Origin of the sequence: Arthrobacter sp. H41 (assembly GCF_000520535.1) — a bacterium.
In the GTDB taxonomy this organism is placed as follows: Bacteria; Actinomycetota; Actinomycetes; order Actinomycetales; family Micrococcaceae; genus Arthrobacter_D.
Genome location: NZ_KI914830.1, coordinates 52,888 through 65,425, shown reverse-complemented (window position 1 = coordinate 65,425; position 12,538 = coordinate 52,888). Strand labels below are relative to the sequence as shown.

The window sequence follows — 12,538 nt, the reverse complement described above, 5'->3', positions numbered from 1 at the left end:
ATTCGCAGAAAATGCGAACAACCTCTTTACAACCTGACATAATGTAGATTATCGGCGAAATAGGAACGTCGGGAAGTGACCCCTGGAGGACTGCCGTTCCTGCATAGTTACCTCGTGCCCGCTGCACTGGATCTGCTCCCTGCATCGGTCGAGCTGCCGCATTGGCCGACCCACCAAGCGGCACCGGCAAAAAACCTTGCAGTGCCGTCAACGGCAGCATCCGCAGCGAGGCTCTCCGGACGACCTTGCATTATCGTTGGCCGTTATCGGAGCCCGCCCCGCCAGGCTACCTGACATAACTAGCACCGATGTGAACGATCCTTCTGCTTACCATGGGAATATGTCTCAATCCTTCTCGTCGCCAGTTCATCAAGCCGACCTCCAGCGCATCGTCGACACCGTCCTGTCCGCGGAACTGCCGCCGATCGTCCACGCGGGACATCCGGTCCTTCGAACGCCGGCCCTGCCCTTCGACGGGCAGTTCGACGACGCCGTCCTTCACCTGCTCCTGGAGACCATGCGCCGCGTCATGCATGCCGCCCCGGGCGTCGGCCTGGCGGCGCCCCAGATCGGTATCCCGCTCCGTATCGCGGTGCTGGAGGACAAGGGCGTGGAGGACGACTACGTCGCGGCCCTCCGCCTGCGCACTCCCCTGCCGTTCTTCGCCATCATCAATCCGAGCTATGCAGCCGCCGGCTCCGAGACTGCGTCCTTCTATGAAGGCTGCCTCTCCGTGCCCGGCTACCAGGCGGTCGTCGAGCGGCACCGCGACGTCGACCTCAGCTACACGCGCCCGGACGGCCGCCCGGTGACCGAGCGGTTCTCCGGCTGGCCCGCACGCATTGCCCAGCACGAAACGGACCATCTCGACGGCACGCTCTACCTCGACAGGGCACTGCTGCGGTCCCTCACGGACAACAGCGAACTTGCACGTCGATGGTCCCAGCCGGGCATCGACGGCGCGCGGACGGCACTGGGTTTCTAGCGCCTCGTTTCCCCGCTGAATCTACTGTCCGGCCGGTGATGCATTTCCGGAGGCGTCGGAATGGAGGGAAGGCCTGTTGACCTTGCTGGGGAGCCAGGCGGCCCACCATCGCAGGATGTGCTCGAAACGCTGCCGTCGGTGCCAGGGCGAGCCGGAGCGTGACAGTTCATGGGTTTCCCCGGGAAAGATCAACAGCTCGGTCGGTACTCCCTGTTTCTTGAGCGCCGTGTAGTAACGCTGTGCCTGCTCGATGGGGCACCGGAGGTCCTCCTCCGAGTGGATCACCAGGGTGGGCGTCCGTACGCGGGCTATCCGGGCGAAGGGATTCTGCGCCTCGACGCGCTCGGGATCACTGCCCGTGTATTCCTCGGAGAAGAACCAGCCGATGTCGGAGGAACCCACGAACGACGGCGGGTCCAGGTAGCCGCGTTCGACGATGGCCGCGGTGAACCGGTGGTCGTGGGCGATTGCCCACGCCGTCAGATAGCCGCCGTAGGAGCCGCCCTGGATGCCGAGCCGCTCCTTGTCCATCGAAAGGTACTTCTCGAGTGCACCGTCCAGGAAGGCCTGCACGTCCTGGAGGTCCACCGTGCCCATCGCCTCCTTGACCGCACGGCCGTGGGCTTGTCCGTACCCCGCGGATCCGCGGGGATTACAGAGGAGAACGGCGTAACCGGCCCTCGCATAGACCTGTGCTTCATCGAAGTAGCCCCAGCCGTACTGCGCGAACGGTCCGCCGTGAATGGTCAGGAGGACCGGATGGGGTCCTTCTCCTTCCGGAAGTACAACCCAGCCGTGGACGGCGGTGCCGTCCGGTGCGGGAAAGCTTTCCTCCAGTGGAGCGAACACGGCAGCCGAATCGCGCAGCGGCGCCGAGAAATCGGTCAGGGTGACAAGCGCCTGGTGATGCACCAGCCCGACGTCGCCCATGGTCACCGCGTCGGTGTAGGAGGCGACGGCGATGCCCGCGGCGGAATCGACGCCGGTCACCACCAGCGGACCGTCGGCAAGGAGGTGGGAACGGGCATCAGGGAAAACCTCCAGAAGCTCAACGGTGCCCCTGGCCTGGTTGAGGACCAGGACGGAGGAATCGGAATGCGGCACGACGCCGGACTCCGTCGTCGACAGATCGGTGCTCTCCGGATCGGTGAGGCGCCGGACATCTGCCGGGTCTGTGGTCGGCGCCACGTAGAGCGCCGTGTTGCGCGCCACGAAATCGAGTCCCGAGGACGATACATCAGTCGCGAGATAATAGAGCCAGGCGCCATCCCGGCTTTCACCTGCCGCTCCGCAACTGAGCCGGGAGTCGTCGAGGTTGGAGAGTTTCTGCCGGTCCGTGCCGTCCGGTGCGATCGAGTACACGTCGGTCACGAGGGTGGTGTCGGCGTCGTCGGCCAGTGCTGCGGTGAAAAGGACCCGCGCACCGTCGGCGGTGAACCGGGGCATCAAGTGGTCGGCATCAGCGGAAGTCAGCTGGCGTGGGCTGGGCACGGCGGTGTTCGGCCCACCGTAGCCCGGGCCGTCGGTGCCTGAAACGTCGGTGCCTCCTGGGCCGGCAGGGTGGGCGACGGTGTCGCCGGATCTCCCGGGGCGCCCTGAGGCCGACCTCGCCTGGTCCCGGGCAGCCTTGGCGCGGCCCACCGGTTCGATGAACGGCTCACAGTCGAGATCCGGTACCTCGACGAGGAAGAGCTGCTGCCGCTTGTCGGCGGTGTACCCGAGGCCATTCATCCGGTACTTGTTGATCGTCACGAGCCGCGGATCCTCCAGGCCGCCGGACACGCCGTCAACAGTTCCGTAACGCCCCTCCTCGGGGACGCGTGCCTCGAACACCACGCGTCGGGAATCCGGGGAGAAAGCGAAGTCCCCGATGCCGAGCGGCTGATCGGTCAGGGCGATCGGCTCTCCCCCGGCGCTGGCAATGACCTGGAGCTGCGGCTTGCCGCCGGGCATTGCGCGGAGAAACGCGATCATCGTGCCGTCGGGCGAATACCGGGGCGCCGTATCCCGGAAGCCGCGCGTCATCCTGCGTCGCCGGGAATCGGAAATCCTGATCTCCCACAACTGCCCCACATAACTGTCCGCATCGAAGTCCGGCCGGGTGACGGCGGCGACGGCTGTCAGCCCGCTGGGGTGGAGGGACGGTGGGCTCACGGACGACAGAAGATTCAACTGATCGGGATTCACCCTTCGAGAGTAGACCGCAGCTCTGCCTGCGGCAACGCTGCAGGCAGGCTCCGGCGGTTCGCCGAGGATTCCAGCGCCGGGGAGCACGAATAGGATGGAAAGATGCCCCTTTCCTCCCGGGAGATCCTCCTGTGCCCTGTGTGTGGAGCCACCGTGGGTGCACAGCCCGACTTGCTGACGTGTTCCAGCGGCCACCGTTTCGACGCTGCACGGCAGGGCTACTTCAACCTTCTCACTGGGCGCGGTACGCGGTTCGAAGCGGACACCGCGGGCATGGTCGGGGCGAGGGAAGACTTTCTGTCCGCAGGGCACTACGAACCGCTGAGGAGTGCACTCGCAGATGCAGCGGTCAGGCTCGCGCCCCGAAGCAGCACTATCGTGGACGCCGGGGCCGGCACGGGTTACTACCTCCGCGCTGTCGCCGATCGCTTTCCCGGCGCCTTTCCCGTGGCCCTCGATATCTCGAAGTTCGCGCTGAGGCGGGCGGCGCGGCGGCTTCCCGACGGCGTGAGCCTGGTGTGGGACGTCTGGAAGCAGCTGCCCCTGCAGAGCCGGTCGGTGGATCTGCTGCTCAACATCTTCGCGCCGAGGAATCCTGCTGAGTTCTTCCGGGTGCTGGGGCCGAACGGGCTTCTCCTGGTGGCGACCCCCCAACCCGGTCATCTCGTCGAGTTGAGGGAGCAGGCAGTGCTGCTGCAGGTGCCCGACGGCAAAGCCGAGGATGTGGCGCGCTCATTGGCTGGTTCCCTGAAGGAGATCGAGCGGAACAGCCTCGAGTACCAGATGGACCTCTCCCCCGCTGCCGTGAAGTCGGCGATTCTGATGGGTCCGGCCGCGCGGCACTACGGACCCGGGCAGCTCGACGCCGTGATGGAGCGCCTTGAAGGTCACCAGCTAGTGAGTGCAGCCTTCACGGTGCAGGCCTTCGTGCAGGCCTGAGCAGGTTCACCTTCCGAACGGGGTGAACACCGGCCCCTTGCGGTGCCGATCAGGTATAGTTGGGTATTTGCCGGGATCGAACTACCCGGTGGGAACATTGCCGTGAACTGCGGTGTTGTAAGGAGTGCAGCTTCAGTCGGAGTGCATCGCCGCGAGGCGGGGCCTTTCCGCAGGGGTCAGCACGGCGGTGCCGGCCTGGCCGTACGCCACTCACTGAGTAGGAGAAAATATGAGCGATCGCAGCCTTCGTGGTATGCGCCTTGGTGCGCAAAGCATGGAAACAGAATCCGGTGTCGAGCCGGCTCCCCGCCAGCGCGTCGAGTACCGCTGCGAGGATGGCGAGCGTGTGTTCGTCACGTTCTCCTCCGAAGCGGAGATTCCGCCGGTGTGGGTATCGAAGACGGGCAAGGAAGCTCTCCTCGTCGACGGTGAGAAGCCGGACACCTCGAACGACAAGCCGGTGCGAACGCACTGGGACATGCTCCTCGAGCGCAGGTCGGTCGAGGAACTCGAGCAGATCCTCCAGGACCGCCTGACGATCCTGCGGGAACGCCGGGGCGAGAAGCAGTCGGTCTAGAATTCTCACCCGATCACCGGGTGGCGAAGCCGGCATCCGCCCGAAAGGGTGGGTGCCGGCTCTTTTTGCTGTCCTCCAGGATCTACACGGACCTGCGGAAGCGCTCCGACAGCTTCGCCCAGCGTGCGGAGAGTCCCCACTTCGTGACATTCCCGATGGCTTCGAAGACGATGTTTCCGCTCATCTTCGAGGCACCGAGCTCGCGCTCCACGAAGGTGATCGGAACTTCTGCAATGGTTTTTCCCAGCCGTGCAACGCGGAAGGTCATGTCCACCTGGAAGCCGTAGCCCACCGACTCGACCGAGGCGAGGTCGAGGGCTTCGAGTGTCTCCCTGCGGAACGCCCGAAAGCCCGCCGTGATATCGCGCACCGGCAATCCCAGCATGGCGCGGGAGTAGGTGCTGCCGCCTCGCGAGAGCAGTTTGCGGTGGGCGGGCCAGTTGACGACGCTTCCGCCGGGGACCCACCGTGAACCGATGACCAGATCGGCACCGTCAACCGCAGCAAGCAGCAATGGCAGCTCCTCGGGCCGATGCGAGCCGTCGGCGTCCATTTCCACGAGGACGTCATAATCCCGGTCGAGGCCCCAGCGGAAACCCGCGATGTAGGCGGCGCCCAGCCCGGCCTTGCCGGTGCGGTGAAGGACGAAGACCTGTGGGTCGGATGCGGCAGCGCTGTCCGCGAGATCCCCGGTTCCATCCGGACTGTTGTCGTCGACGATGAGGACATCCGATTCGGGAACCGCCTTCCGCAGCCGCGCAAGGGTCAGCGGCAAGGATTCGATCTCATTGAAGGTAGGGATGATGGTGACAACACGCACGCGGTCGGAGCCTTTCCAGCGAAATGCGCGGGAGCGCACGGAGGAGCTCCGTTTTCGAAGCCAAACCGCAAGTATATGGGACGGCTCCCCGGGCGGCTTCGGGTCACCTGCTCGGCAGTGGCCTCCGGGTGAACAGGTTCACGCGCCTTCGTACCGGAACCGGGTATTCCCGGCTCTGTTTTCTACTGACGCGCAAACCTGTTCCCGTAGGTGCCGGCGGCCACCGGCAAGAACCTCACGAACGCTGGTGTTGCAGCGCCTGAATCGGTGTGGTGGTAGCCGGCCGGGCCTCCTGTTCCAGGAGATCCTCCGACCCGTAGGTCAAAAGCTTACGTGCTTCGAAGACAGTGTCAACGGCCCGCTGACGTGGGAAAACATCTCTTTTCGCAGGTCAGCGGGTGGTGGCCTGCGGAGATTATTTTCCGGTCGGACACCCGACGGACCTAGGTTATGGCAGCAGGCCGGGCAAGGTCGGAGGAGCTGAACAGCGGCAGCCCGTCGTGGACCGTCTCCAGGCACCTCGGCGGATTCTCGGTATCGAGGGCGGGCAGGAGCGGAGTACCCGAACGGGGGTCCGTGCTCCAGGACGACACGCGGTTGTCCGCCGTCTGCACCATCAATTCGTCGACCTCCCAGATGGCGTAGGACGCCGGGGCGCCGGGAGCAAGCTGCCCGCGCATCGGGTTCTGGAACCCTGCCAGCCGCCACCCCGCACGGGTATGGGCGATGAAGGCGGCGCGGGCCGATATCCTCTCGGCCGGAGTGTTGTGGGAGATGCATGCCCGCACGGATGCCCAGGGGTCGAGCGGTGTCACGGGACTGTCCGAGCCCATGGCGAGCGGCACCCCTGCCGACAGGAGCGACGCGAACCGGTTCATTCCGGAGCTACGCTCCTCGCCGAGCCTCTGGGCATACAGTTCACCGGCGCCGCCCCACGCGGCGTCGAAGGCCGGTTGCGCACTGACCGTGACCCCGAAGTGCACCAGCGCTGCAATCGCTTCGTCGTCGATCAACTCCACGTGTTCGAGCCGGTGGCGGGACCGGCGCACCGCATCGACCCCCAGCACCGAGGCGGCGACGCCGAGACCGCGAAGCACGCTGTCGAGTCCTGCGTCGCCGATGACGTGGAAACCCGCCTGGACGGCATTGGACGTGGCGGCCGTGAGGTGCGCAGCAACGGCGTCGTCTTCCAGGAAGCTGTGCCCACTGTTCCCTGGATCGTCCGCGTAGGGCGTCCGGAGAGCAGCCGTCCGTGACCCGATGGAGCCGTCGACGTTCAGATCGCCGGCGAGTCCTGCGAGCCGTCCACCGAACATGGCCATCACCCGTCGGGCATCCTCGGCCGATTCGACCTGCTGCGCCCAGTAGGGAATCACGACAGGCAGCGGGACCTCCTGGGAGGTCCCGTCGATGCGCAGCAGGCTCTCGAGGTCCTCCTGCGGAGCGATGTGCGGGGCGGCCATCTCGGTGACGGCGACATAACCCCTGGAGGCCGCGAAGCCCAGGGCAGCACGTTGGTAGATGTTGCGCTGCTCCGGGGTGAGACTGCGGGAGGCCGACCGGGCGGCCACATGTGCGCTGCGCACCACGAATCCGTTGTCCCAGCCATCCAGTGCCGAGAGGTTGAGTGCCGCGGCCAGGGCACCGGACACGACGGCGGAGTGCACGTCCGCGCGCACCAGGTACACCAGCCGGCCGCCGGTGGCGTTATCCAGTTCGGCGGCGGTGGGTACACGCTTCTCCGGCCACCGGGATTCGTCCCAGCCGAACCCGAGCAGGGTCCCCTCACGGTCTGCCGCCGCCAGGGAAAGCTCCCGCAACAGCTCCGCGAGTGAGGGGCAACCGGACAGGTCGAGGGAGCCGAGGGAGATTCCCGTCTCGGTGGTGTGGACGTGCGAGTCGACGAATCCCGGCGTGATCAGTGCGCCGTCCAGGTCGAGGGTACGGACGCCCTCCCCCGTCAGGTTCTGGGCAGCGTGTTCGGAACCGACCCAGGCGACCGTGTCGCCGTCCACGAGCATCGCCGTCGCAAAAGGATCTGCGGGGCTGTAGACGGAGCCGTTGCGGTACAGGATCGGGAGGGGGTTCGTCATGGGTGTCGGGGATGCTCTCTTGGTTCGGCTTCGTGCGGCAGTGTTCTACGCGCTGGTCTTTCGTTCACTGGAGGGCCTACTCACTGATATTCGAGTATGCCACCACGCCGCGCCGAACCAGGCGGATGGCCCGCACGCACGTGGCGTGCATCCCTTCCGGGAGGTCGCGGATCTTCGCCAGCTGATCCAGCAGGTCGATGACCTGCTTGGACCATCGGACGAAGTCACCGGCGGCCAGCTCGGTGCCGCTCAACGCCGCCTGGAGGGAGCGGCCCTGGGCCCATTTGTACATCGGCCAGACGAGGGAGAGTTCGGGTTCACCGGTGACCGGCAGCCGGTGCTGCTCCTCCAGGTCGGTGAGTTGCGACCACTGGCGGACGATGATCTCCACCGACCCCTCGAGTGCCACGCTCGGCAGGACCGGGCGGACACCCCGCTCCTCACGTTTCGCCTGGTACACCAGCACCGAAGCCACCGCGGCCATCTCTGCCGCATCGAGGTCGCTGAAGGCGCCGTGCTCGACGGACAGGGCGATCAGCAGGTCCTTCTCGCCGTAGATCCGCCGAAGTTTCTGCCCCGCGGCGCTTACCCGAAGGCCTTCCGGGTCCTCCCGGAGGTATCCGTAGTGCGCCAGCACCTCCGATACGCGGTCGAACGTCTTGGCGATGGTGTTAGTCCTGCCCCGGATCTGCCCGGCGATACGGTCGGTTTCCTTACGGAGTTTCCACCAGCGCTCCGCCCAGCGCGCATGCTGCTCGCGGTCGCTGCAGCCGTGGCACGGATGGGCGCGCAGGCGACGCCGCAGTTCGGAGATGGCGCGCTCCTCCGCCGCGGCAGAGGCCGAGGGCAGGCCGTCGGTACGGCCCGCCCCCCGGCGTGGCGGACGCTTCTCGGCGAGAGCGTTCCGGAGCGAAGAGGTGAGGTCCCGGCGGTCCTTCGGACTGCGTGCGCTGAAGTGCTTGGGAATCTTGATACGGGAGAGGATCTCGACCGGCCCGTCGAGGTTCTGGGCGCCGATACGGCGGATCTGGGTCTCGAGTGTCAGCACCGTGGGCCGGGGCTCACGCGAGGAATCACTGTCGAGGACCACCGCGTAACCCTGGCTGTGCCCGCCTGGCACGTCGATGACGTCCCCAGGGCGAAGCGCCTCGAGGGAAGCTTCAGCCGCGGACCGAAGCGACGTCGACCTGTCGCGGGAGGCATGCGACTCGAGGTCGGACAACTCGCGGCGCAGGCCGGAGTACTCCCGGAAGTCCCCCAGGTGGCAGGTCATCGACTTCTCATAGCCGCGGAGCGATTCCTCCCTGCTGCGCACCTGCTTGGCCAGGCCCACCACCGAACGGTCCGCCTGGAACTGAGCGAAGGAGGTCTCGAGGATTTCCCGGGAGCGTTCCTGGCCGAACTGAGCCACCAGGTTGATGCTCATGTTGTAGGTGGGGCGGAAGCTCGAATTCAGGGGGTAGGTACGCCGGGAGGCGAGGCCGGCTACCGCACCCGGATCCGTTCCCGGCTGCCACAGCACCACAGCGTGGCCCTCGACGTCGATACCACGTCGGCCGGCCCTACCGGTCAGCTGGGTGTACTCCCCCGCGGTCACGTTCACGTGGGCTTCGCCGTTGAACTTGTCGAGCTTCTCGAGAACCACCGACCTCGCCGGCATGTTGACGCCGAGCGCGAGGGTCTCGGTCGCGAACACAGCCTTGACCAGCCCGGCGGCGAAGAGTTTCTCGACCACTTCCTTGAACGTCGGGAGCATTCCGGCGTGGTGTGCGGAGAATCCGCGCAGCAGCCCCTCGCGCCAGGTCCAGAACCCGAGGATCTCAAGATCGTCACGGGGGATATCGAGGGTGGCGGCGTCGATCGTCTCGCTGATCACAGCGCGCTCCTGCTCCGTGGTCAGCCACAGTCCGGCGTGCAGGCACTGCCCCACCGCCGCCTCGCAGCCGTTGCGGGAGAAGATGAAGGTGATGGCGGGCAGCAGGTCGGCGCGGTCGAGCGCGGTGATGACCTGGGGTCGGCTTGCCCTGCGGACCAGGGATTCCTGTGGTCCACGCCGGCCCTGGTGACGCCCGCGCCGGCCGCTGCCCGATCCCCAGCTGGCGCGCTGGTTCAGCCGTACTTCACTGCTCGCGAGATCCAGCAGCTCGGGGTTGACGTCGTAACGCTTGTCGGCGCCCGGCTCCGGCCCGGCGGGAGCCGCCTCATCGAAGGCGATGTCCCCTGCGAAGAGATCGAGCATGTCCTGGCCCACCATGACGTGCTGCCACAGGGGTACGGGACGGTGTTCGGACACCACCACCTCGGTGTCGCCGCGTACGGTGTCGAGCCACGCCCCGAATTCCTCGGCATTGGACACCGTGGCACTGAGGGACACCACCTTCACCTCGGTGGGAAGGTGGATGATGACTTCCTCCCACACCGCGCCGCGGAAGCGGTCCGCCAGGTAATGGACCTCGTCCATCACCACGTAGCCGAGGTCATCAAGGGTGTCCGAGTCGGCGTACAGCATGTTGCGGAGCACCTCGGTGGTCATCACGACGACGTCGGCGTCGCCATTGATGCTGGTGTCACCGGTGAGCAGGCCGACGCGATCCGCGCCGTGGGTTGCAGCCAGCTCGGAATACTTCTGGTTGCTGAGGGCCTTGATCGGCGTCGTGTAGAAGGCCTTCAGTCCGCGCTGCAGTGCGAGGTAGACGGCGAACTCGCCGACGACGGTCTTGCCGGCACCCGTCGGCGCAGCCACAAGAACCCCTTTACCCGTCTCCAGGAATTCACAGGCGTCCCGCTGGAAGGGATCGAGCTCGAACCGAAGGGTTTTCTCGAAGCGGTAGAGGTCCGTTCGCGAATGGGAGGCGCGCGCCTTGGCAGCCTCGTAGCGCTCTGCTGGGGTACTCATTGTTCCACCCTAGACGTTCGGCGTTCCCGCCTACACCAGGTTCGCGGAGCGCTCAGAGTCCCTCGAGCGAGGACGCCCGGTCGGCATTCGCCGCGGCCTCGGCCTCGCGGATGGCGCTGCGCCGGGCTCGGCGCTTGTCATTGACGAGGCACAGGCCGATGGCCACGAAGAACAGCAGGAGCATGGGAACTGCGAGATAGAACATGCTCATTGCGTCGGCGCCCGGTGCGGCCATGGCGGCGAACAGGCAGACGAGGAACACGGTGATCCGCCAGGCCTTGAGGATCTGCCGGCCGGAGACCAGACCCACCATGTTCAGTCCGAACAACACCACCGGCAGGAGGAAGGCGATGCCGAAGGCGAGCATCAGGCGGAGCACGAAAGTGATGAAGACCGACACGGTGATGATGTTCGAGAAGCCGCTGGGGGTGAAGTCCGTCAGGACGCGCACGGCGTTCGGCAGGATCAGCCAGGCCAGGTAGATCCCGGCGAGGAAAAGCGGGACGGCAACCCCGATGAAGGACAGCGAGATCCGGCGTTCCTTGGTCTTCAGACCGGGGGTGATGAACGCCCACAGCTGGTACAGCCAGATGGGGCTCGAGAGAATCAGGCCGAGGAAGACGGAGACCTGGACCATCAGGTCGAAGGGCGAGCCTGCTGTGTCGAAGTTCAGCGCTGCACTGCGGCCCTCGCGCTCGTTGATATCGACGACCGGAGCCGACAGTGCCTCGAGGACCGGTTCGTAGATCAGGAATCCGAGAACGGTGCAGACGACGACGGCGATCGCGGACTTGAAGAGCCGGTTGCGTGCTTCCTTCAGGTGCTCCTTGAGGGCCATCCGCCCCTCGGGATTGGCCTTCCGACCCTTGGTGATGGCCACGTGCGCTACTGGGTGTGGGTCGGGGAGTTGCCCTGGTTCGGCGGGACCGAGGATCCGGTTGCACCCGGCGGATTATGCGGCTGGTTCGATGACGCTCCGGGAGAGGGCGTGTGGTCCACGATCCGGCCCTCGACGGTCGGCTCCGCGCCGTCGTCGGACTTGTTCTCGTCCTTCATCTGCTTCACCTCGGACTTGAAGATCCGCAGCGACTGGCCGATGCTTCGGGCCAGGCCCGGAAGCTTCGGAGCACCGAACAACAGGATTGCGATGACGATGACGACGACGATTGTCCAGCCTTCAGGCCTCATGATCTTGGTTCCTCTCGTTGATCCCTTCTTAGTTTAGGTCAAAGATGCGGCATGTCACGCAGGAGCTGCGGCTGGTTTCGCTCGGCCCGGAGTCGGACGCGAGCGGCCCTGCGGCGGCCTATCCGCTGCGTCCTGCCGCGCGCATTGGTCGCCCGAACCTCGTCGGGAGTGGAGAACACCGCGGGAACAAGGGTGGACTCACCGGCGCCGTCGGCATCGGATTCATCATCACTGTCAACCACGGTTCGCCCAGTGTTCACCTGCACGCGATCCGCGGCGACTTCGAATTCACGAAGTGTTGACATGGCTCCGCGGAAGACGCGGAATCCCAGAAAGAGGATAAACAGTGCGGTGAGTGCCAGCAGGGCAACCCAGATTACGATCCATGACCACCAAGGCATCTGCCCAGTCTAGGTCACGCCCGAACTGCCAGGGCCTCCTCCACCCAGCGCAGCGCGCTTTCGCGTACCTCGCGGGGGCGGACGACGACGGCGCCGCCGCCGAGGCTTGCCACCAGACCGGGTAGCCAGGACACCGAGCTGAGCCGGACCTCGGCTGCAAGCGCGCCGCCGGGCAGTTCACCCGTCCGCACGGCACCGTACTGCTCCGCGACCCATCGTGCGGGCGGCTGGAGCACGAGGGTGACGAGGTGGTCGCTCGGCGACGGCGTGTAGACCTCCGGTGGAGACCCGGGAACCGCTTGGGCTGGACCGGCAGGCCGGCGCTCCACGGGTGCAGTGGTCGGCCGGATATCCTGGATGCGGTCGAGCCGGAAGTTCCGCAGCCCTTCCGAGTGGACGCACCACGCCTCCAGATACCATACGTCCTGGTGCGAGAACACGCGCACCGGCTG

Annotated in this window: 11 protein-coding genes; 3 read left to right on the top strand and 8 right to left on the bottom strand. The window is 66.0% G+C overall.

What is annotated here, in order from left to right; genetic code table 11:
• Positions 1–340 precede the first annotated feature (340 nt).
• Entirely contained in the window at positions 341–985 is a 645-nt protein-coding gene (locus Y705_RS0114850) for a peptide deformylase (protein ID WP_026533430.1), read from the top strand.
• Between the two features lie 21 nt (positions 986–1,006).
• On the opposite strand, the gene Y705_RS20380 is transcribed toward Y705_RS0114850, so the two are convergent.
• Positions 1,007–3,139, bottom strand: coding sequence for a S9 family peptidase (locus Y705_RS20380; protein WP_253908646.1), 2,133 nt, complete (start codon positions 3,137–3,139; stop codon positions 1,007–1,009).
• A gap of 135 nt (positions 3,140–3,274) precedes the next feature.
• Between Y705_RS20380 and Y705_RS21985 the strand changes: the two genes are divergently transcribed.
• Together Y705_RS21985 and Y705_RS0114835 are read left to right on the top strand one after the other, a co-directional pair.
• On the top strand, positions 3,275–4,111 hold the full coding sequence (locus Y705_RS21985) for a putative RNA methyltransferase (protein ID WP_026533429.1): 837 nt from the start codon (positions 3,275–3,277) through the stop codon (positions 4,109–4,111).
• A gap of 229 nt (positions 4,112–4,340) precedes the next feature.
• Positions 4,341–4,688 (top strand): RNA polymerase-binding protein RbpA, encoded by a 348-nt coding sequence (locus Y705_RS0114835; protein ID WP_026533428.1) that lies wholly within the window; start codon positions 4,341–4,343, stop codon positions 4,686–4,688.
• Positions 4,689–4,770: 82 nt separating this feature from the next.
• On the opposite strand, the gene Y705_RS0114830 is transcribed toward Y705_RS0114835, so the two are convergent.
• The 7 genes from Y705_RS0114830 to Y705_RS0114800 all read right to left on the bottom strand — a co-directional run.
• Positions 4,771–5,508 carry a polyprenol monophosphomannose synthase gene (locus Y705_RS0114830; protein ID WP_026533427.1) on the bottom strand — a complete coding sequence of 246 codons (738 nt, stop codon included), beginning with the start codon at positions 5,506–5,508 and terminating at the stop codon, positions 4,771–4,773.
• 443 nt (positions 5,509–5,951) lie between these two features.
• The gene (locus Y705_RS0114825; RefSeq protein WP_026533426.1) at positions 5,952–7,601 is read right to left on the bottom strand and encodes an amidohydrolase; all 1,650 of its coding nucleotides are present in this window, start codon (positions 7,599–7,601) and stop codon (positions 5,952–5,954) included.
• A 76-nt stretch (positions 7,602–7,677) separates the two neighbouring features.
• Complete coding sequence (locus tag Y705_RS0114820) at positions 7,678–10,497, bottom strand: DEAD/DEAH box helicase (RefSeq protein WP_026533425.1); 2,820 nt, start codon at positions 10,495–10,497, stop codon at positions 7,678–7,680.
• A gap of 52 nt (positions 10,498–10,549) precedes the next feature.
• Positions 10,550–11,335, bottom strand: a complete 786-nt coding sequence (gene tatC, locus Y705_RS0114815; RefSeq protein ID WP_026533424.1) for a twin-arginine translocase subunit TatC — start codon at positions 11,333–11,335, stop codon at positions 10,550–10,552.
• Between the two features lie 47 nt (positions 11,336–11,382).
• Complete coding sequence (gene tatA, locus Y705_RS0114810; protein ID WP_026533423.1) at positions 11,383–11,685, bottom strand: Sec-independent protein translocase subunit TatA; 303 nt, start codon at positions 11,683–11,685, stop codon at positions 11,383–11,385.
• A 38-nt stretch (positions 11,686–11,723) separates the two neighbouring features.
• Positions 11,724–12,086, bottom strand: a complete 363-nt coding sequence (locus tag Y705_RS22480) for a hypothetical protein (RefSeq protein WP_162149094.1) — start codon at positions 12,084–12,086, stop codon at positions 11,724–11,726.
• A gap of 14 nt (positions 12,087–12,100) precedes the next feature.
• Positions 12,101–12,538 (bottom strand): helix-turn-helix transcriptional regulator (locus tag Y705_RS0114800; protein WP_026533421.1); only part of this gene is annotated, 438 nt, incomplete at its 5' end.